This is a genomic window from Micromonospora sp. NPDC049891 (genome assembly GCF_040660295.1).
Taxonomy (GTDB): Bacteria; Actinomycetota; Actinomycetes; order Mycobacteriales; family Micromonosporaceae; genus Micromonospora.
The window spans coordinates 610,560-630,353 of the sequence record NZ_JBFAML010000001.1 but is presented as its reverse complement, the minus strand read 5'-3'; the positions used below and the strand labels follow the sequence as shown (position 1 = coordinate 630,353).

Sequence of the window (19,794 nt, the reverse complement as noted above, 5' to 3'; positions counted from 1 at the left end):
GGTGTACGGAGGGGCCCCTCGTCACGCCCTCGGCGCAGGAGGGGCCCTCGTCGACCACAGGGCGGCCGGCTGATTCGCAGTGGCCCTGGTCCGCCTGACCTGGGCCCGGATCGTCGAATTGGGCGGCGGGAGGGTCAGGGCCGTGCTGCGACGTCCCGGCGGACCCGGTAGCGCAGGTGCGTCACGTGCGGTGACTCGACGACGGCCAGCCGCTCCAACTCGATGTGCTCGTCGCCCAGGTGCTCGAAGAGCCGACGGCCCGTGCCGAGCAGTACGGGTGCGAGTTGGAGCCGGATCTCGTCAACCAGACCGGCGGTCAGGAAATGCTGGCCGACCTCTGCACCCATCAGCCGGACATCGCGCTCGCCGGCGGCGGCGGTGGCGCGGTCGTAGGCCTCGCGCACGTCGGTGACGAAGGTGAACGTGCCGCTCTTCTCCACCCGCTCGGCCAGCGGGTCGTGGGTCAGGACGAAGCAGGGCACCGGGTAGGGGGTGTCGTTCCAGACGTTGACACCTACGTCGAACGTCCGGCGGCCGAGCACCACCGCGCCGGTGGTCTCCGACATTTCCCGTTCGATCTCGGCGTCCACCTCACTGGTCGAGGTGTGGAAAATCCACTTGTGCAGGCGAAGGCCACCCTCGCCCATCGGGTGTTCGACGCTGATGTTGGGGCCGGCCATGAAGCCGTCCAGTGACATGGTGACATCCAATAGAATTCGCGCCATTCGGAACCTTCCTGAGTGGACACGGTGACGTCAGGACCGAGACGTGTGGTGGACCCCGCACATACCGTGGTGAGCTGCCCGGATGTCACCCCCGCAGGCTCGGTCACGGTAATCGATCTCCACCGGTAGGGTTTCCCTGCGCCGACCGTAGCGAACGGGTGTGTCAGAAGTCCCCGCCACCGAAGCCACCACCGAAATCACCGCCGCCGAAATCACCGCCGAAATCACCGCCGCCGAAGTCCGCACCGGCGTCGCCCGGATCGTCGAAGCCGCCCGCGGCGGCGTCGTAGCCAGGATCGCCGAAGGACGGCGAGAACAGCGCGTCGGCGATCAGCATGCCGCCGAGCACTCCGACGCCGGCACCGAGCGCCGTCTTCCACCAGGGGGTGGAGTACCAGCCGGCCGGAACCGGCCGGCCCCGCAGCCGGCCACCCGGGTAGTAGTAAGGCGTGTCCTGGCCCGGCTGCGGGCCGGCCTTGAACGTCTGACCCTGCACCTCGACCTGACGCGGCACGGTCAGCTCCCCGGCACCACTGGCGGCGGCCAACGGCGGCAGGGGCGGACCCGGGTCGATGCCGAGCGCCAGCCGGGCCGCCCGAATGTAGGTGAGGCCCTCCACCGCGGTCTCCCGGGCGAGCCGGTACTGGGCGATGCTCCTGGCCTGCTCCAACTGGGAGCCGGCGGCGTGGTAGCGCTCGGCGGCATCGGCCAGCGCCTGGCGTACCGCCGGGTCCTCGCCGCTGAGGTTCATCACCTGCCCGCCGAGGCGTTCGTACCACCGCCGCGCGTCGGCCTGCACATCGGCGAGATTGCGGGCCTCACGGGCGGCGCGTTCCCGTCGCCACCAGAGCAGGGCACCGCCGAACAGCACCACGAGAAGAACGAGCAGCAGAGGTTCCACCACCTCAACGTACCCAGCCTGGGCCAACGATCCCCGGTGTGACGAGCCCGGCGCGGAAATCGGGACGCACCCGTCCGGGCGTGGAGGGCCTGCCTTTGGCAAGCTCGTGAGGATGGAGCTCTCGACCCTCGCGGTTGTCGTGGTCTGTCTCGGTGCCGGCGGCGCGGTCGGCTGGTTCGCCGCCCGGTCCCGCTCGACGACCGAGATCGCCAGACTGGACGCCACGCTGCGCGCCACCCGTGAGGGCGAAGGGCGGCTGGAGCAGTCGATGCGGGCGTTGAGCTACGAGGCGACGGCCCAGTCGCAGGAGGCGGTCGCCCGGGCGGTGGCCCCGCTGCACGAGACGCTGCGCCGCTACGAGCAGCGGGTCACCGACCTCGAACGGGAGCGGGTCGACGCGTACGCCGAGCTGCGCGAGCAGGTCCGCTCGATGAGCGCGGTCTCCGGCGAGTTGCGGACGGAGACGAAACAGCTGGTGGCAGCGTTGCGCGCGCCACAGGTACGCGGCCGGTGGGGCGAGCACCAGCTGCGCCGCATCGTCGAGGCCGCCGGCATGTTGGAGCACTGCGACTTCACCGAGCAGGTCACCGCCGCCACCGACCAGCAGACGGTACGCCCCGACCTGGTGGTCCGCCTGCACGGCGGCCGGAGCGTGGTGGTGGACGCCAAGGCGCCGTTCGACGCGTACCTCACCGCCATGGAGGCGCGCGACGAGCGGGGTCGGGACACCCACCTCGACGCGCACGCGAAGCATCTCCGGGCACACGTCGACGCGTTGGCCGCCAAGTCGTACTGGTCGGCGTTCGAGTCCACTCCGGAGTTCGTGGTGCTCTTCGTGCCGGCCGACCCGTTCCTGGACGTCGCCCTGCAACGCGATCCGACGCTGTTGGAGCACGCCTTCGCCCGCAACGTGGTGCTGGCCACCCCGGCCACCCTCGTCGCGCTGCTGCGTACGGTCGCCTGGTCGTGGCGGCAGGAACAGCTCACCCGCAACGCGATGGCCGTGCACACGCTGGCGCGGGAACTGTACGGACGGTTGTCGACGCTCGGTGACCACGTCGGCAAGCTCGGTGCCTCACTCGGCGGCGCGGTGACCGCGTACAACCGGGCGGTGGGCTCGTTGGAGGCACGGGTGCTGGTGAGCGCCCGCAAACTGGCCGAGCTGGGTGTGTCGGATCAGGAACTGCCCACCCCGGGGCAGGTGGAGCTGGCTCCACGGCAGCCGCAAGCGCCGGAACTGCTCCCGGATTCCACTTCAGATGATCGAACTCGGTCTAACTGAAAACAGCCCTATCATCTTCGATGTGACAATGAGCGTCTCGCATATCACGAGATGGTCACAACGTACCTGGCGGTAGTGACATCGACGGTCGGCACCACGAAGGATTTCGCTCACGCGTGCCCTGCATCTGAGGGCGCCCTGTTCTCTGGAGGAAAGAGAACGTGAGTAAACCCCGAAACCTGAGCCGGCGAACCTCGGCCGCGCTCTTCGCCTCGGTGATGGCGGCCAGCGCCGTGACCGTGGCGGGCGGTGCCGCCACCGCGAGCGCCGCTCCTGCCGGACCCGACGCCGCGCAGGCCACCCCCGCCGAGGCGTTGAGCCAGCACGACGCCAAGCTGCTCGCCGAGGCGGAGGCGAAGAAGGCCCCCACCGTCACGATGATCGTCGCCACCGAGAAGGGCAAGGCGAAGGACGTCGCCGACGAACTCAAGGACCTCGGCGCGGCCGTCACCGAGCGCTACGACACCATCGGTTACGTGCTCGCCAAGGTGCCGACCGGCAAGGCGGTCAAGGCCGCCACCCTGCCCGGTGTCGCCGCGATCGACCTGGACGAGAAGATCCAGCTACCCGACCCGACGCCCGAGGTCGCCCCGGGCGGCAAAAAGGCCGACAAGCAGGGCAGCACGCTTGCCGGCCCCGGCGCCAACACGCCTGCCGACAACCCGTACATGCCGACGAACGAGACCGGCGCGGTCAAGTTCGTCAAGCAGAACAAGGCGTGGGACGGCCGCGGCGTCACCATCGGCGTCATGGACTCCGGTGTGGACCTGGAGCACCCGGCGCTGCAGAAGACCACCACCGGCGAGCGCAAGATCGTCGACTGGGTGACCGCGACGGACCCGTTCGAGGACGCCACCTGGCGGCCGATGCTCAACCAGGTGACCGGGCCGACGTTCACCCTGGCCGGCCGCACCTGGACCGCGCCGGCCGGCACCTACCGGTTCAACCTGTTCAACGAGAACACCACGAACAACAGCGACCCGGCCGGTGACGTCAACCGCGACGGCGACAACACCGACCAGTTCGGCATCCTGTTCGACCCGGCCACCAACAACATCTGGGTCGACACCGACCAGGACGGCGACTTCACCGACGAGGCCGTGATGCGGCCGTACAAGGAGAAGTTCGACGTCGGCTACTTCGGCACCGACAACCCGGCGACGCCCGTCAAGGAGCGGATGTCGTTCGTCGTCGAGTACCGCAAGAACGTCGACACCACTCCGGTCGGCGGCCCCGGCCTGGTCGACTACGTGAACATCGGCATCATCGAGAGCGCGCACGGCACGCACGTCGCCGGCATCACCGCCGCCAACGACATGCTCGGCAACGGCGCGTTCGACGGTGCCGCCCCCGGTGCCAAGATCGTTTCCTCCCGTGCCTGCTCCTGGGGCGGTGGCTGCACGGCCGCCGCACTCACCACCGGCATGGCCGATCTGGTGATCAACCGCGGGGTCGACGTCATCAACATGTCGATCGGCGGCCTGCCCGCGCTCAACGACGGCAACAACGCCCGCGCCACCCTCTACAACAACCTGATCACCACGTACGGGGTGCAGATGTTCATCTCGGCCGGCAACTCCGGCCCGGGTGTGAACACCATCGGCGACCCGTCGGCGTCGACGAACGTGGTGAGTGTCGCCGCCAGCGTCAGCAAGGACACCTGGCTGGCCAACTACGGCTCGGTGGTCAAGAAGAAGAACGCCCTGTTCAACTTCTCCTCGCGCGGCCCGCGTGAGGACGGTGGCGCCAAGCCGAACATCGCGGCACCGGGTTCGGCCATCTCCACCACCCCGGTGTGGCAGGCCGGCAGCCCCGTCGCCGAGGCCGGCTACGCGCTGCCGCCGGGCTACGGCATGTTCAACGGTACGTCGATGGCCTCTCCGCAGGCCGCCGGTGCCGCCGCGCTGCTGCTCTCGGCCGCCAAGGCGACCGACAAGGGCATCACGCCGGAGATGCTGCGCCGGGCGATCTACACCTCGGCCAAGCCGATCGCCGACACCCCGACCTACGGGCAGGGCTACGGCATGTTCGACGTGCCGGGCGCCTGGAAGCTGCTGAAGAAGGGTGTGCAGACCCGCTCGTACACCTCCGACGCTCCGGTCTGCACGCCGCTGTCCGGCATGCTGGCCACCCCGCACCGCGGCACCGGCGTCTACAACCGCTGCGGCTCCGCCGACGGCGGTCACAAGGCCAACCAGTCGAAGTCGTACCAGGTCAAGCTGACCCGGACCAGCGGCCCGGCCGGCAACGTCAAGCACGACGTCGGCCTGCGCGGCAACAACGGCACCTTCTCGGCGCCGAAGAGCGTCACGCTGCCGCTGAACAAGACCGTCACCATCACCGTCACCGCCAAGCCCAAGACGGTTGGCGCGCACAGCACGATCGTGACGGTCGACGACCCCGCCACCAACACGATCGACTTCGAGTTCTCCGCCGTGGTGGTGGTCTCGAACGACGTCAGCAAGCCCAACTTCGCCTACTCGGCGCAGGGCTCGGTGGACCGGAACAGCACCACGTCGTACTTCGTGACGGTTCCCCCGGGTGCCGGTGCGCTGCAGGTGAACCTCTCCGGCATCGCCACCGGGTCGCAGACCCGCTTCATCGCGTTCAACCCGTGGGGTGTTCCGGTGGAGAGCACCTCCAGCCTGACCTGCTACACCAATTTCGCCAGCGCCTGCAGCGCTTTCGAGCGTGACTACCAGAACCCGATGCCGGGTGTCTGGGAGATCGAGGTCGAGTCCCGGCGGACCTCGCCGTCACTGAACAACCCGTACCAGATCCAGGCACGGGTGCAGGGCGTCACGGTCGAGCCGGCCGTGGTCGAGCTGCCGTCGGTCACCGCCGGCACCCCGACCCCGGTCACCTGGACGCTGAAGAACACCTTCGGTCCGGTCTCCGTGACCGGCCAGGGTGGCGCGCTGTCCAGCTCGCACGCCGAGCGGCCGACAATCGTCGAGTACGCGACGCAGGAGTTCACCGTCGAGGTGCCGGCGGGCGCCACCAGCTTCACCGCCCGCATCGGCAACACCTCGAACGCCGGCGCCGACCTCGACCTGTTCGTCTACCGGGGCGGCGCCCTGGTCGGCTACAACGCGGACGGCGACTCCGAGGAGTTTGTGACCATCGCCAACCCGCCGGCGGGCACCTACACCATCGTCGTCGAGGCGTACTCGGTCGACGGTGCCGGTGGCAGCACCGAGTACGACTACCGGGACTCGTTCTCCTCCCCGGCGCTCGGCACCCTCGCGGCGTCGGGCGGCACCCTCACCCTGGCGCACGGTGCCACCGGCACCATCTCGGGCACCGTGACGGCGCAGTCCGCGCCGGCCGCGGGCCGGGCGCTCTACGGTGAGCTGGCCGTGGTGACCACCGAAGGCGCGGTCGTCGGCCGCGGCGCGGTCTCCGTCGGCGCGGTGAACTGACACCACCACCCGCACCACCAGGAAGCCCGTCTCCGGCGAACCGGAGACGGGCTTCCGTCTGTCTGCTCCACCAGCAGGTTGATCATGAGGTTGGCGGCACTCTGAAGATCAACCACTGCCGCCAAACCTCATGATCAACGGGTCGTTGGACGACCGGAGGGAGGGGGGAGGGAGGGGTGGGCTCGGCGGGGGGTCAGGTGCGCTTGGCGGAGGTTACGACGAACGGGGTGCCCTGTTGGCAGGTGGACATCATGGTGGGGTCGGGGCGTCCGGTCACCGTCACCGAGGCGCCCGCGGTGAGCACCTCGCGGGGACCGCCGAGCAGCAGGTAGCCGTCGAGCAGCAGGCAGCCGGGCTCGACACCGGACTCGATCCGACCGGTGAGGGTCATCTCGCCGGTCGTCGGCGGCTTCGACGGGGCACTCGGCCTGACCGTCGGTCGGGTGGTCGGCGCCGTCGGGTCCACCGGATCGGAGGGCGAGGGCGCGGGCGCGGAGAGGGTCGGGTCCGGGGTCGGCAGCTCGGTCACGGGTGACGCTCCCGTCGGGGTCGGGGTGGTGGTGCCGTCCCCCGCATCCTGGCCGCCGCAGGCGGCGAGCGCCGTGCAGACGATCAGCGCGGTGGCGGCGATCCGAAGGGTCCTCATGCCAAGCTCTGACGCGCCGGGGCGGTGAACAGTTCCATCTGTCCTGCCCGGTGTGCTCAGTCGCGGGCCGCCGCGGCGGCGGCCTTCATGTCGCGCTTGAGTTCCTGCGGCAGTGAGAAGGTGAGCCGCTCGTTCGCGGTCACCACCTCCTCCACGTCGGTGAAGCCGCGCTCGGCGAGGTGCGCCAGCACCTCCTGCACCAGCTCCTCCGGCACGCTCGCACCCGAGGTCAGGCCCACCGTCCGCGCGTCGGCGAGCCAGGCGTCCTCGATCTCGTGAGCGAAGTCGACCAGGTGACCGCCACGGGCACCACCGTCCAGGGCCACCTCGACCAGGCGTACGGAGTTGGACGAGTTGCGTGAGCCGACGACGATCACCACGTCGCATTCCGGCGCGATCTCCTTGATCACGTGCTGCCGGTTGCTGGTGGCGTAGCAGATGTCGTCGCTGGGTGGCGACTGGAGCATCGGCAGCCGCTTCTTGAGCCGGGCCACGGTTTCCATCGTCTCGTCCACCGACAGCGTGGTCTGCGACAGCCAGACGACCTTGTTCGGGTCCCGCACGGTGATCCGGTCGGCGTCGTCCGGGCCGTCCACCAGCTGGATGTGCTCCGGTGCCTCGCCGGAGGTGCCGATGACCTCCTCGTGCCCCTCGTGGCCGATGAGCAGGATGTCGTAGTCCTCGGCGGCGAACCGCTTCGCCTCGTGGTGCACCTTCGTCACCAGCGGGCAGGTGGCGTCGATCGCCTTGAGGGACCGCTGCTTCGCCTGCTCGTAGACCTCGGGTGCCACGCCGTGCGCGGAGAAGATCACAGTGGCGCCCTCGGGCACCTCCTCGTTCTCCTCCACGAAGATCGCGCCCTGGGCCTCAAGCGTCCGCACCACGTGCTTGTTGTGCACGATCTGCTTGCGGACGTAGATGGGGGCACCGTAGAGCTTGAGCGCCTCCTCGACGGTCTGCACCGCCCGGTCCACGCCCGCGCAGTAGCCGCGGGGCTTGGCCAGGAGCACGCGCTTGCCGGTCCGGGAAGTCGCCTCAACCTCAGTCACCCCCTCATCGTACGTGCCGCCGCCGGACCCGGCAGCGGCCGAGGCGACGCCCACCGCCCGTCGATCATGAAGTTGTCACCCGCGACACGCCGCACCACGAACAACAACCTCATGATCAACGCTGGCGGGGCGGAGGACCGTAGGGTGGTCGGGTGAGTGCGGGTGAGGGTGCTGGTGCGGGTGGGAAGAGCAGCTCGGATGAGCCATGGCCGGTGCGGGTGGTCAGTCAGAAGATCGGCGCCTGGGTGGCCCGACTCGGGTGGGTGTGGGTCGACGGACAGGTGGCGCAGATCAGCCGGCGGCCCGGTGCCAGCACCGTGTTCCTGACGCTGCGTGACCCGTCCGCAGACCTGAGTCTCACCGTCACCACCAACCGTGACGTGCTCGACTCCGGTGCGCCGGAGCTGCGCGAAGGTGCCCGCGTGGTGCTGCACGCCAAGCCCGAGTTCTACGCCGCCCGGGGCACGCTCAGCCTGCGCGCGGACGAGATCCGCCAGGTCGGCCTCGGTGAACTGCTCGCCCGGCTGGAGAAGCTCAAGAAGCTGCTGGCCGCCGAGGGACTGTTCGACCGGGCGCGTAAGCGTCGGCCACCGTTTCTGCCGCAGCGCATCGGGCTCATCACCGGTCGGGCCAGCGCTGCCGAGCGGGACGTGCTGACAAACGCCCGCCGACGCTGGCCGGCGGTGGAGTTCCGGACGGTGAACGTGGCGGTGCAGGGCCCGAGCGCCGTACCCCAGATCGTGGACGCACTGAAGGTGCTGGACGCGGACCCGAGCATCGACGTGATCATCCTGGCCCGGGGCGGGGGTGGCATCGAGGATCTGCTCCCCTTCTCCGACGAGGCGCTGTGCCGGGCCGTCTTCGCGTGCCGTACGCCCGTGGTCAGTGCGATCGGCCACGAGACCGACGCTCCGCTCGTCGATTACGTGGCCGATGTCCGGGCGTCGACCCCCACCGACGCGGCCAAGCGGGTGGTGCCCGACCTGGCCGAGGAGGTACGCCTGATCAAGCAGGCCCGGCACCGGCTGCATCGGGCCGTGCACAACCTCGTCGATCGGGAGTCCCACCGCATCGACGCGCTACGCTCCCGACCGGTGCTGGCCCGGCCACAGGTGATGGTCGAGCAACGCGCCGCCGATCTGGCCGCCCTACGCCAGCGCGCCGGCCGCTGCCTGGACCACCGCCTCGCCGCTGCCGACGACGACCTCCGGCACACCCTGGCCCGGCTACGCGCCCTCTCCCCGGCCGCCACCCTCGACCGCGGCTACGCGATCGTGCAACGCACCGACGGCCATGTCGTACGCGCGGCCACCGACGTGGCTCCCGGCGACCCGCTGCGGGTACGCCTCGCCGACGGCGAACTGTCCGCCACTGTCGACACCTGACCCCCTCCGGGCTCCGGGCTGGTCCTGGAACGAGTGGTCTTGCTGGGCGGGTGACGGCAGCGTGGCCGTGCCGTCCGGCGTGGTGAACGGTGGTGCGGTCATCCGGGGTGTCGGGCGGTTGTGCTGAGATGGGTGCGATGACTGACGAGAAGACCAGCGGGTCGGACGAGCGACTCAGCTACGAGCAGGCCCGCGCCGAACTCGCGTCGGTGGTGGAGCGGCTGGAGGCCGGCGGCACGTCGCTGGAGGAGTCGCTGGCGCTGTGGGAGCGCGGCGAGGCGCTGGCGGTCGTCTGCCAGCGTTGGCTCGACGGTGCCCGCGCCCGCATCGACGCCGCCCGACCCGACCCGGCCACCTGACGCAGCCCGAGCATGCGCTGCCGCCAGCCGCACCGGGTGAGCTGCGCAGCCGCCGGACCACCTGGCCGGCCCCGGTCAACGCGCCCAGCGTGCCCCGCCCACGCGTCGCGGCGGGAGCCAACCGGCTCCCGCCGCGATGCGTACGGTCCATGACGAGCGAGGCGTGCCGGCGTCCGTCGTTCGGCCGCGCGTCGCCGCACCCCGCGTTCAGTCGAACAGGTTGTACAGCTCCGGCGGAGCCTCGACGACCTGGTCAGCCGAGGGCCTGGTCGCCTCGGTCGCGTTGCCGTAGTCGGAGTACGTCACCTTGATCTCCTGCCCAGCGGCCCGGCCGGCCTGGGGCAGTTGGATGACCATCTCGGTGAGCCGCCCCTGAGCGTCGGTCGTCGCGGTGAACGGCACGGAGTTCGCCTCCGCGCCGAGCGCGGTGATCAGGGTCGGGTCGAGCGATCCGGCGTCGGCTGCCTTCGACAGGTCGATGGTGCCGGCGTACGCACCGTCGCCGGTGCGGCGGACGTCGGTGACGGCCTGGGTCAACGCCTCGCTGCCGGCCGGGTCGACCTTGTCGAAGTCGAAGCCGAGGTTGCGGTCACCCTGGATGCGGTTCTGGTCGAGGTGCTGGTACTTGCCGAGGTTGAGTCGGTCCACGCCGGGCACCCGGGTGGCCGCCTGACCCTTGAGGTCCAGCTTGACCCAGCTGTCCGGCTTCGCGTGGATGAGGTCGAGGCTGATCGCCAGGTCGTCGGTCGGCTCACCGAGCCGTACCCGCATCTCGGCGCTCTGGCTCGGCTGGTGCACCTGCCCCTCCGCCACCGAGCCGGCTCCGGACATGCTGAACTTGAAGTTGCCGTTGCTGATCTCCTTGGTCGAGTCCAGCAGCGCCTGCTTCGCGTCGGTGTCGACCTCGGGTGCGGCACCGGTGGCGGTGGCAGTGGCGGACGGTGTGGCGGTCGACCCGGCGTCACCGGTGGTGGCACAGGCGGCGACTCCGGGCGTGAAGAGGGCGACGGCCACGAGGCCGGCGCTCAGTCGTCGAACGGTCATCGGTGTCTCCCAGCAGGGTCATCCGGTGCGTTCTCGCGCCGGAGGCTCCTCTCTTCTGTTCCCTGCCGCCCGCCCGCGCAATCACCCGAACCCGGCCACATCACCCGGACGGGGCGGGTACCGGTTCGCCGGAACGAGTGCGGGGGTGGGCTGAGCCCACCCCCGCAGCTTGCCGTTCGACCTACTTGAACATCTCGTAGGTCTGCTCGCTCGCCTCGATGACCTGGTCCGCCGGCGGCTTCTGCACGGCCGTCGCGGCACCGTAGTCGGCGTAGGTGACCTTGATGTCCTGCGCCTTGGTCTCGCCCGCGGCGGGGAGGGACATGACCAGCTCGCTCAGCCGGCCCTCGGCGTCCAGCTTCGCGGTGAACGGGATCGCCTTGGCCTTGTCGCCCAGTTCCTTGAGCATGTCCTCGTCGGCGGCGACCGAGTCCTTCACGGTGGTCAGGTCGAAGGTGCCGCTGTAGGTGCCCTCGCCGGTCTTCTGCACCTCGGCGAGGCCCTCGAACATGCCGGCGGCGTCGGCCGGGTCGGTGCCCTCCTTGAAGATGTCGAGGTTCTTGGCGTCCTTGGCCTTGGCGGCGTCGAGGTGCTGGTACTTGTCCTTGATCGCCTCCATCCCCGGGATGCCGGCGAAGAGGTCACCCAGGTCGACCTTCACCCAGGTGTCCGGCTGGATCTGGATGAGGTCGAAGTCCATGGTGAAGTCCTCGCCACCCATGGTCATCGTCATCTGAGCGCTGTTGCTGGGCTTGTGGAACGTGCCCTTGCCGGTCATCGAGTCAGCCGCGATGGTGAACGTGAAGTTGCCTTCGGCCAGCCCCTTGGTGGAGGCGACAAGCGCCGCCTTCGGGTCGGCCGGGATGCCCGACTCGGGCGAGGAGGCCGCAGAGGGCGATTCGCCGCTGGAGTTGTTGCAGGCGGCGAGGCCGGGAACGAGCAGCGTGGCGGCGATGAGGCCGACGCTCCACCGTCGAATGTTCACAGATCGTCTCTCTTCAAGCAGGAAAGCCCGACCGACCGGGGCCGGCCAGGCATCGAACCCGGGGAGCGTAGCGGATCGGACCGACAGTCAGGGGGCACCTGCTGCCGGCGGCTCGACTGCGCCGCCGGTTGGTTCGTCGCCGGCGTGGCCGATCCCGCCACCGAGCCGGGACGCTCAGTCCACGGCGGTGGCGAGGGCCCGCAGTTCGTTGTCCCGGGCGTCGCCGACGACGATCACCGTACGCTCCGGCTGGAGCAGCACCAGGGCCTGCTCGTTGCCCCGTGCGGTGTACCGCTGCCAGGTGCCGGACCCGAAATCGGTCTGCCCCTGCGGCCGCCCCTCGTCAGTCAGCTCGGCCGGCAGCAGCCGCTCCGGCGGCACGTTGCTCTGCACCAGTTGCAGGCCACGGCCCTCCGGGGTGACATATCCCACCCGCAGGATCGCCCCGTCCTCGGCCGTCCGGTAGGTCGCGCGTACGGCCCGCCACCCGTCGCCCAGATCGGCCGGTTCGCTCACCGGAAACGCGCCGGCCGTCTTCGCCTGTTCGAAAGCCGGCGCCGGATCGACGGTGTTCGGCTCGTCCCCACCGAGAAAGCCCCGGTAGAAGGCGAGGAGCAGGGCGATCGGGATCAGCAGCACCAGCAGCGAGATAGCCATGTCCCGCGGCGACCGGTCGGACTTCGCGGCGGCTGCGGGTGGTGGCACGGGCTCATCGGCGGGTGCGCGGTCGGCAGGCTGTGCAGGTTCCACCCCGCCATTCTCGCAGCCGCCCGACCGGCGGTATCCGTCCCATCACCGCCCCGACCCGCCCGTGCGTCCGCCATCGTGTGAGGATCAGGAACGAAGCCGGCAGCGCCGGCCCGCCCCGCACCGCCGCGAGGAGGAGCCGTTTTCATGACCACCACCAGGACGCGAATTCCACAGAACCTCGACCGTAACCTCGCCCTCGATCTGGTGAGGGTCACCGAGGCGGCAGCGATGGCCGCCGGCCGGTGGGTCGGCCGGGGTGACAAGGAGGGCGGCGACGGCGCCGCCGTCGACGCCATGCGCAAGTTGATCAACTCGATCCCGATGAAGGGCATCGTGGTGATCGGCGAGGGCGAGAAGGACAACGCCCCGATGCTCTTCAACGGTGAGGAGGTCGGCGACGGCGACGGTCCCGAGGTGGACGTCGCGGTCGACCCGATCGACGGCACCACCCTGATGAGCAAGGGGATGCCGAACGCCCTCGCGGTGCTGGCGGTGGCCGAACGGGGCGCGATGTTCGACCCCAGCGCGGTCTTCTACATGGAGAAGCTCGCCGTCGGCCCGGCGTACGCGGACGTGGTGGACATCGAGGCCGGCACCGTCGAGAACTTGCGCCGCATCGCGAAGACGAAGGGCACAAGCGTCTCCGAGGTCACCGTCTGCGTCCTCGACCGGTCCCGGCACGACGGCCTGGTCGATGAGATCCGCCGCGCCGGTGCCGGCATCCGCTTCATCTCCGACGGCGACATCGCCGGTGCGATCGCCGCCGCCCGCGGCGAGTCGGACGTCGACGTGCTGATGGGCATCGGCGGCACCCCGGAGGGAATCACCGCCGCCTGCGCCCTCAAGTGCATGGGCGGAATGATGCAGGCCAGGCTCTGGCCGCGGGACGACGCCGAGCGTGAGAAGGCGATCGCGGCGGGCCATGACCTGGACCGGGTACTCACCACCGACGACCTGGTCACCGGCGACAACTGCTTCTTCGTGGCCACCGGCATCACCTCCGGTGACCTGCTGCGCGGGGTGCGGTACCGGGCCGGCGGGGCGTACACCCAGTCGATCGTGATGCGGTCCAAGAGCGGCACGATCCGCGTGATCGACTCGTACCACCGGTTGGAGAAGCTGGCGCTCTACTCGGCTGTGGACTTCGACGGCCGGCCGCTGGACGAACAGGCTTGAGTGCCCCGACGGTGACCCGGCCGACGGTGTCGGCGGGTCGCCGGTTCGGCGCGGTGGCGCTGGCGACGGTGGCCGGAGTCGCCGTCGCGACCCAGTCGCGGATCAACGGCGAGTTGGGCGTACGCCTCGGTGACGGGGTCGCCGCCGCCGTCATCTCGTTCGGTTCGGGCCTTCTGCTGTTGTTGGTGCTGGTCCCGGCCACCGGCACCGGGCGGCGCGGGCTGGCGACGCTGCGGGCCGCCCTCACCCGGGGGACGCTTCGCCCCTGGCAGTGTCTCGGCGGCGCCTGCGGCGCGTTCCTGGTGTTCACCCAGGGCGCCACCGTCGGCACCCTGGGCGTCGCGGTGTTCACGGTGGCGATCGTGGCCGGCCAGTCCGCCAGCAGCCTGCTCGTCGACCGGGCGGGGATCGGCCCGAGTGGCCGACGGCCGGTGACCGGTCCCCGGCTGGCGGGTGCGGTGCTGACGGTGGTCGCGGTGCTGCTGGCGGTCAGCGACCGGTTCGGTGAGCCGGCGACCCTCGGTCTGGCCGTGCTGCCGCTGCTGGCCGGGGTGGCGGTGGCCTGGCAGCAGGCGGTGAACGGCTGGGTCCGGGTGGTCACCGAGAGCACGTTGACCGCCACGCTTGTCAACTTCGCCGCCGGTACGGCGGTGCTCCTCGTCGCGTTCGCCGTCAGCCTCACGCTGCGGGGTCTGCCGCCCGGCGGGCTGCCCACCGACCTCTGGCTCTACCTCGGCGGGCCGATCGGCGTCACGTTCATCGCGGTGGCCGCCGCTGTCGTCCGCCTCACCGGCGTGCTGCTTCTCGGCCTGGCCACCGTCGCCGGGCAGGTGGTCGGTGCGGTGCTGCTGGACGTGCTGCTGCCCTCGGCGGCCTCGCATCCCGACGCGACCACGCTGCTCGGTGCCGTCCTGACCCTGGTCGCCGTGGCGGTCGCCGCGCTCGGCGGACGCTTCAGGGCATGGTCATCGGGGACTCGGAGCGGTACGGCCCGTCGAGGTCGGACCGGCGACGACGGAAGATGATCGCGGCCACGATGCCGCCGAGCAGCCCGAACAGGTGCCCCTGCCAGGAGATCCGTTCGTCGGTGGGCAGCACGCCCACCAGCTGGCCGCCGTAGAGGAGCCCGACCAGCAGGAACACGGCGAAGTTCCACCAGCTCCGCTCGAAGATGCCCCGGGTGAGCAGGATGCCGAGGTACCCGAAGATCACGCCGCTGGCACCGACCACGATCGTGTTCGGTGAGCCGGTGAACCACACGCCGAGCCCACTGACCAGGACGATCACCAGGGTGGACCAGAGAAAGCGTCGGGCACCCGCCGCCAGCACGAAGGTGCCGAGGAGGATCAGCGGGATGCTGTTGCTGTAGAGGTGGTCGAAGCCGTGGTGCAGGAACGGTGAGAAGAAGACACCGTCGAGTCCGTCGATGCGCTGCGGGATGATCCCGGCGGCGGAGTCGAACCCGGCGCCGAGCCAGACGTCGAGGCCCTCGATCAGGAAGAGCACCGGCACCACCGCGCACATGGCGACGAACGCCCGGCCGATGGACGCGTAGAAGGCCATGGTGCCGAACCGGTTGGGGTCGCCAGTTCCGGGGAGCAGGGTCACCCGTCAACAGCTATCAGTAAACGCCGGCAGCCGCCACTTTTCCGGGCACGAGACACACAGCGGCGGGGTGCGGTCCGTTGTCCGCGCCCCGCCGCCGGTCGGTCAGCTCAGTAGTAGCCCTTGGCCTGCGAGTGGTTCCACGCCGCGCAGGGCGTGCTGTAGCGGCCCTTGATGTAGCCGAGCCCCCACTTGATCTGGGTGACCGGGTTGGTCTCCCAGTCGGCACCGACCGAGGACATCTTGTTCCCGGGGTACGCCTGCGGGATGCCGTACGCCCCGGAGGACGGGTTACGGGCCTTGTGGTTCCAGCCGCTCTCCTTGTTCCAGAGCCGGTCCAGGCAGGGGAACTGGTCGATCTTGAAGCCCGCGTCGATCATGAGCGCGCAGCCGACCTTCCGGTTACCGCTGTACTCCTCGCAGGACTCGGGGATCGGGCCGTCGTACGGCTTCGCGGCCCGGGCCGCGGCCTCCTTGGCGGCCTTCTCCTCGGCCTTCCTGCGTGCCGCTTCCTCGGCCTTGCGGGCCTTCTCGGCGGCGGCCTTGGCCTGCTTCCGGACCTCGGTGGCCTGCTGCCGAGCGGTGCGGACCTGCCGGGAGACCGCCTCTTCCTGCCGGTATTCGACGTTGACGTCGATATCGCTGACGCTGCCGGCCACCTGCGCGCCAGGGCCTGAGCGCTGGGACTGGCGGTCCTCACTCAGGTAGAAACCGCCGGCTACGCCCACCGAGAGCAGCGCGACGGCTGCGGTGCGGGCGGCGAACCGGCTCCACGGCCGACTCACGAAGTGATCCCTTCGTCGGGGTCAGGGACGCGGCGTGCTGCGACCGCACTGGGTCGTAGCGCGCCACGGGCGCCCGTGGCCGGCGTGCCGGCCACCGTGGACGCACCGCGTCGCCTCCCGGCGTCGTCCGCTCCCCTACTGGAGTGACGAACGATCACCAACGATGCGTCGGGTGCGTGGGCGCCCGTGGGACACCATCGCGCACAGTGAGGCTGATGGGAAACCACGAACCTCAATTGTGACGTGGGTCACGCCACAAATCAACCTCAAACGCCCGAAACAGCCGTCAGGTCGGGACATCCTCCAACAGGTCCGTCACCATCGCGGCGATCGGCGAACGCTCCGAACGGCTGAGCGTCACGTGCGCGAAAAGCTGATGACCCTTCAACGCCTCGATCACCGCCGTGACACCGTCGTGCCGTCCGACCCGCAGATTGTCCCGCTGCGCCACGTCATGGGTGAGTACCACCCGGGAACCCTGGCCGATCCGGGAGAGCACGGTCAGCAGTACGCCGCGCTCCAGCGACTGCGCCTCGTCGACGATGACGAAGGCGTCGTGCAGGCTCCGGCCCCGGATGTGGGTCAGCGGCAGTACCTCCAGCAGACCACGCGAGGTGACCTCCTCCAGCACGTTCTCGTGCACCACCGCGCCGAGGGTGTCGAAGACCGCCTGCGCCCAGGGCGACATCTTCTCCGACTCCGAGCCGGGCAGGTAACCCAGCTCCTGCCCGCCGACGGCGTACAGCGGGCGGAAGACGATCACCTTCTTGTGCCGGCGACGTTCCATCACCGCCTCCAGCCCCGCGCACAACGCCAGGGCGGACTTGCCGGTACCGGCCCGGCCGCCGAGCGACACGATGCCTATCGACTCGTCGAGCAGCAGGTCGAGCGCGACCCGCTGCTCGGCCGAACGCCCGTGCACGCCGAACGCCTCCCGGTCACCACGGACCAGCCGCACGGTCTTGTCCGGCAGCACCCGGCCGAGCGCCGAGCCCCGGGACGAGTGCAGCACCAGGCCGGTGTGGCAGGGCAGACCCGCCGCGGCGTCGACGTCGATGACCTCTCCCGCGTAGAGCCGCGCGATGTCGTCCTCGGCCAGCTCCAGCTCGGCCATCCCGGTCCAGGTCGGGTCGCTGGCCTGGCCGTGCCGGTACTCGTCCGCGCGCAGCCCCACGGAGGCGGCCTTGACCCGCAACGGCATGTCCTTGCTGACCAGCGTCACCTCCCGCCCTTCGGCGGCGAGGTTCAGCGCGACGGAGAGGATCCGGGCGTCATTGGACTCGTTGCGGAAGCCTGGCGGCAGCACCCCGTCGTCGGTGTGGTTCAGCTCCACCCGCAGCGTGCCGCCGACGTCGTTGGCCGGCACCGGCCGGTCCAACCGACCGTGGCGCACCCGCAGCTCGTCAAGCATGCGCAGCGACTGTCGGGCGAACCAGCCCAGCTCCGGGTGATGCCGCTTGCCCTCCAGCTCGGAGATCACCACCAGCGGGAGCACCACCTCGTGCTCGGCGAAGCGGTGGAACGCCGCCGGGTCGCTGAGCAGCACGGAGGTGTCCAGAACGAAGGACTGGCCCGCTGGTCGGGGCTCCCTGGGGTCGGCCGAACCGGCGGCCGCCGTCCGGCGGCTCCGGGTGCTGCGGCGGGTCGTGGTAGTCGCGGCCGGGCCCTGGTCGGCACCGGCGGTCGTACGGCGAGTCGTCACAGGCCTGCTCCGGCGGATGGGCACCCGGCCACCCGCGGTCCGCCTCCTCCGGATGCCCGGCTGACACGGGGTCGGATGCGGGCCCCGTGCGCGAGGTCGCAGGCCGGGCGGGCCGGCTGGCTCGGGACAACCCCGCGCCATGCCTAGACGCTAGCTCCCCGCACCCGTCCCGGCTAGGCCGCTTTCAAAGATCGTGCCCCGCTGCGCCGGACCTGCGCGGCGGCCGGCGGCGTTGACGGTGCCGCGGCGGCGGCCGGCGGCGATCCGGCCCGGGCGGGTGGCGAGGCCGGACGGGGCGAAAACCGGCCGGGATGCATGCCCCCTGCGCGCATCCCGGCCGGTGGGACCACCGCCACCGGTCTGACGTGGCCCCTGCGGCGCCACCCGGAAGGGCGTACGCGCCGCGCCTGTGGACGGGCCTGAGCCCGTCGACCGGTTCAGCCGGTCCGTCGCACGAGGGTGCCGGTCGGGTGCCGCCCGGTGACCGAGGCGGCCGGCTCCGCGAAGGACGACCCGGTGTACGTGGTGCCCGGACGGACCACTGAACCCTGCTCAATCTCGCCCTGTGGCCCGTCGGAGCGCAGGGCGGGAGTTGGCGCGCTCGCGCCACGTGGCTGGAGCGGGTTCACGGTGGCCGAGACCCGGGCAGGAGGTGCCGACGGTGCCGCGACGGCGAGGGCGGAGGCGATGGCCGCCTGGGCATCCCGGCGCCGCCGGTTCCACGCGCCACGGTCCCCGTCGAAGTAGCCCTGCCGGTAGCCGAAGCGGTAACCGATCCGGTAACTGAGCTGCCCGTGCAGCCGCCCCGCGGCGTAGCTCGTCGCCGCGAGCACGAGCACGAGGAAGATCGCCAGGAACGGACTCATCCGGCGGCTCCGGTTCCCCGCGCGGCCGTCATCGTTCCTCCGGTTCGACAGTTGTGGGGTCGGCCACCAGCAGCCTGTCGAGGTCGTCGGTGCCGATCTCCTCCACCAGTTCGACGCTGATCCGGCAGCCGTCCATCACCACCTCGGCCATTGAGGAGCGGCGGATCTCGCCACCGGCGTCGTAGACCCGGACGCTCAGTTCCGGGCAGCCGAGGTGGGTACGCCAGGCGTTCCACTCGGCTCGATCGCCGACGCTCAGTGACAGGTAGCGGCAGCCGCGGGCGAGGTAGAGGCGCCACGGCGCACTCAGCCCGGCGGCGACCCCCTCGGCCACCAGACTGAACGCCTGAGCACGGGTTGCGAGTTCGGTCACCGCGTCCCCCTCGCACCGGGCGCGTGACGCAGGTGAGCACTTGTCGTCTCATGCACGTGACACACCGTAGGTTGTCCCATGAACGTGACAGTATCAGCTTTTCGTTCGTTTGCCTCCGCACCTACGTACATCTATCCTGCCCAGGTGACACCCCTCAGGAAGAGCGCCGGACCCCCCTCCAGCCACACCACAATGACGTCACGCAGGCGTGACAGACGCGTGGCAGGAGCCGCCACCCAGGCTCAACGGTCGTACGGTCACGAGGTGACCGAGACGACAAACGCGCGGAAGATCGCCTTCGCCACCTTCGTCCGGCGCGCCCTTGACGAGGCCCGCGCGACCCGGGCGTGGAGCGGCACCGAGGTCTCCCGGCGCACCGGCGTCTCGCGCCAGACCATCAACCGATGGGTACGCGGCGACTGGGCCAGCGACCCGGAGGCGGAGCGGGTGGTGGCCTTCTGCGAGGGCCTCGGGCTCGACCCGGCCGTGGCCTTCGCGGCACTGGGCTGGGACCGGACGGCCTCCCGCCGAACCTCACCGTCACCGCCACCGATGGACCCCGACGTCGAGGCACTGCTCCGCCGGCTGGTCGACCCCGACGTCTCGGACGCGGAGAAGTTCCACATCCGGGAAACCATTCGTTACCTCGCATATCGCCCGACGCTGCCGCTCGGTGTCCGAAAACGAGGTGACGCAGCCAGCTAGTTCCTCAGATGGCGAAAGAACGGCAGGTCAGGCT

The 19,794-nt window shown here is 70.4% G+C and carries 19 protein-coding genes; 7 read left to right on the top strand and 12 right to left on the bottom strand.

Annotation, left to right across the window (positions count from 1 at the left end):
• Nucleotides 1-134: 134 nt before the first annotated feature.
• Nucleotides 135-725: a dihydrofolate reductase family protein gene (locus tag AB0I71_RS03035; protein ID WP_357581547.1), complete on the bottom strand. Its 591-nt coding sequence runs from the start codon at nt 723-725 to the stop codon at nt 135-137.
• Nucleotides 726-888: 163 nt separating this feature from the next.
• The gene (locus AB0I71_RS03030) at nt 889-1,626 is read right to left on the bottom strand and encodes a hypothetical protein (RefSeq protein ID WP_357581546.1); all 738 of its coding nucleotides are present in this window, start codon (nt 1,624-1,626) and stop codon (nt 889-891) included.
• A 112-nt stretch (nt 1,627-1,738) separates the two neighbouring features.
• On the opposite strand from AB0I71_RS03030, the gene AB0I71_RS03025 reads away from it, so the two are divergent.
• Both AB0I71_RS03025 and AB0I71_RS03020 read left to right on the top strand, forming a co-directional pair.
• Nucleotides 1,739-2,908 carry a DNA recombination protein RmuC gene (locus AB0I71_RS03025; RefSeq protein ID WP_357581545.1) on the top strand — a complete coding sequence of 390 codons (1,170 nt, stop codon included), beginning with the start codon at nt 1,739-1,741 and terminating at the stop codon, nt 2,906-2,908.
• 161 nt (nt 2,909-3,069) lie between these two features.
• Nucleotides 3,070-6,330, top strand: a complete 3,261-nt coding sequence (locus AB0I71_RS03020) for a S8 family serine peptidase (protein ID WP_357581544.1) — start codon at nt 3,070-3,072, stop codon at nt 6,328-6,330.
• Between the two features lie 193 nt (nt 6,331-6,523).
• On the opposite strand, the gene AB0I71_RS03015 is transcribed toward AB0I71_RS03020, so the two are convergent.
• A complete protein-coding gene (locus AB0I71_RS03015) occupies nt 6,524-6,976 on the bottom strand; it encodes a hypothetical protein (protein WP_357581543.1) in 453 nt (150 codons plus the stop codon).
• 56 nt (nt 6,977-7,032) lie between these two features.
• The gene (locus AB0I71_RS03010; RefSeq protein ID WP_357581542.1) at nt 7,033-8,025 is read right to left on the bottom strand and encodes a 4-hydroxy-3-methylbut-2-enyl diphosphate reductase; all 993 of its coding nucleotides are present in this window, start codon (nt 8,023-8,025) and stop codon (nt 7,033-7,035) included.
• A gap of 152 nt (nt 8,026-8,177) precedes the next feature.
• On the opposite strand from AB0I71_RS03010, the gene xseA reads away from it, so the two are divergent.
• Complete coding sequence (gene xseA / locus AB0I71_RS03005; RefSeq protein WP_357581541.1) at nt 8,178-9,410, top strand: exodeoxyribonuclease VII large subunit; 1,233 nt, start codon at nt 8,178-8,180, stop codon at nt 9,408-9,410.
• A gap of 137 nt (nt 9,411-9,547) precedes the next feature.
• Nucleotides 9,548-9,769: an exodeoxyribonuclease VII small subunit gene (locus tag AB0I71_RS03000; protein ID WP_155215128.1), complete on the top strand. Its 222-nt coding sequence runs from the start codon at nt 9,548-9,550 to the stop codon at nt 9,767-9,769.
• A 207-nt stretch (nt 9,770-9,976) separates the two neighbouring features.
• Here AB0I71_RS03000 and AB0I71_RS02995 read toward each other — a convergent pair whose 3' ends face one another.
• The 3 genes from AB0I71_RS02995 to AB0I71_RS02985 form a co-directional block, all read right to left on the bottom strand.
• Nucleotides 9,977-10,813 carry a hypothetical protein gene (locus AB0I71_RS02995; protein WP_357581540.1) on the bottom strand — a complete coding sequence of 279 codons (837 nt, stop codon included), beginning with the start codon at nt 10,811-10,813 and terminating at the stop codon, nt 9,977-9,979.
• Nucleotides 10,814-10,994: 181 nt separating this feature from the next.
• Nucleotides 10,995-11,798, bottom strand: a complete 804-nt coding sequence (locus tag AB0I71_RS02990; protein WP_357581539.1) for a hypothetical protein — start codon at nt 11,796-11,798, stop codon at nt 10,995-10,997.
• A gap of 174 nt (nt 11,799-11,972) precedes the next feature.
• On the bottom strand, nt 11,973-12,548 hold the full coding sequence (locus AB0I71_RS02985; RefSeq protein WP_357581538.1) for a DUF4245 domain-containing protein: 576 nt from the start codon (nt 12,546-12,548) through the stop codon (nt 11,973-11,975).
• Nucleotides 12,549-12,692: 144 nt separating this feature from the next.
• Between AB0I71_RS02985 and glpX the strand changes: the two genes are divergently transcribed.
• Together glpX and AB0I71_RS02975 are read left to right on the top strand one after the other, a co-directional pair.
• Nucleotides 12,693-13,724 carry a class II fructose-bisphosphatase gene (gene glpX, locus AB0I71_RS02980; RefSeq protein ID WP_357581537.1) on the top strand — a complete coding sequence of 344 codons (1,032 nt, stop codon included), beginning with the start codon at nt 12,693-12,695 and terminating at the stop codon, nt 13,722-13,724.
• A gap of 11 nt (nt 13,725-13,735) precedes the next feature.
• Nucleotides 13,736-14,749 (top strand): DMT family transporter, encoded by a 1,014-nt coding sequence (locus tag AB0I71_RS02975; protein WP_357581622.1) that lies wholly within the window; start codon nt 13,736-13,738, stop codon nt 14,747-14,749.
• Here AB0I71_RS02975 and AB0I71_RS02970 read toward each other — a convergent pair.
• From AB0I71_RS02970 to AB0I71_RS02950, 5 genes are all read right to left on the bottom strand, one after another.
• Nucleotides 14,679-15,332 carry a rhomboid family intramembrane serine protease gene (locus AB0I71_RS02970; RefSeq protein ID WP_357581536.1) on the bottom strand — a complete coding sequence of 218 codons (654 nt, stop codon included), beginning with the start codon at nt 15,330-15,332 and terminating at the stop codon, nt 14,679-14,681. The two genes, AB0I71_RS02975 and AB0I71_RS02970, sit on opposite strands and share 71 nt — an antisense overlap.
• A gap of 107 nt (nt 15,333-15,439) precedes the next feature.
• Complete coding sequence (locus tag AB0I71_RS02965; protein ID WP_357581535.1) at nt 15,440-16,114, bottom strand: lytic transglycosylase domain-containing protein; 675 nt, start codon at nt 16,112-16,114, stop codon at nt 15,440-15,442.
• A gap of 286 nt (nt 16,115-16,400) precedes the next feature.
• A complete protein-coding gene (locus tag AB0I71_RS02960) occupies nt 16,401-17,816 on the bottom strand; it encodes a PhoH family protein (protein WP_357581534.1) in 1,416 nt (471 codons plus the stop codon).
• Between the two features lie 437 nt (nt 17,817-18,253).
• Complete coding sequence (locus AB0I71_RS02955) at nt 18,254-18,682, bottom strand: hypothetical protein (RefSeq protein ID WP_357581533.1); 429 nt, start codon at nt 18,680-18,682, stop codon at nt 18,254-18,256.
• A 28-nt stretch (nt 18,683-18,710) separates the two neighbouring features.
• Nucleotides 18,711-19,055 carry a hypothetical protein gene (locus AB0I71_RS02950; RefSeq protein WP_093406661.1) on the bottom strand — a complete coding sequence of 115 codons (345 nt, stop codon included), beginning with the start codon at nt 19,053-19,055 and terminating at the stop codon, nt 18,711-18,713.
• 264 nt (nt 19,056-19,319) lie between these two features.
• On the opposite strand from AB0I71_RS02950, the gene AB0I71_RS02945 reads away from it, so the two are divergent.
• Complete coding sequence (locus tag AB0I71_RS02945; RefSeq protein WP_357581532.1) at nt 19,320-19,760, top strand: helix-turn-helix transcriptional regulator; 441 nt, start codon at nt 19,320-19,322, stop codon at nt 19,758-19,760.
• The last annotated feature ends 34 nt before the right edge of the window (nt 19,761-19,794 follow it).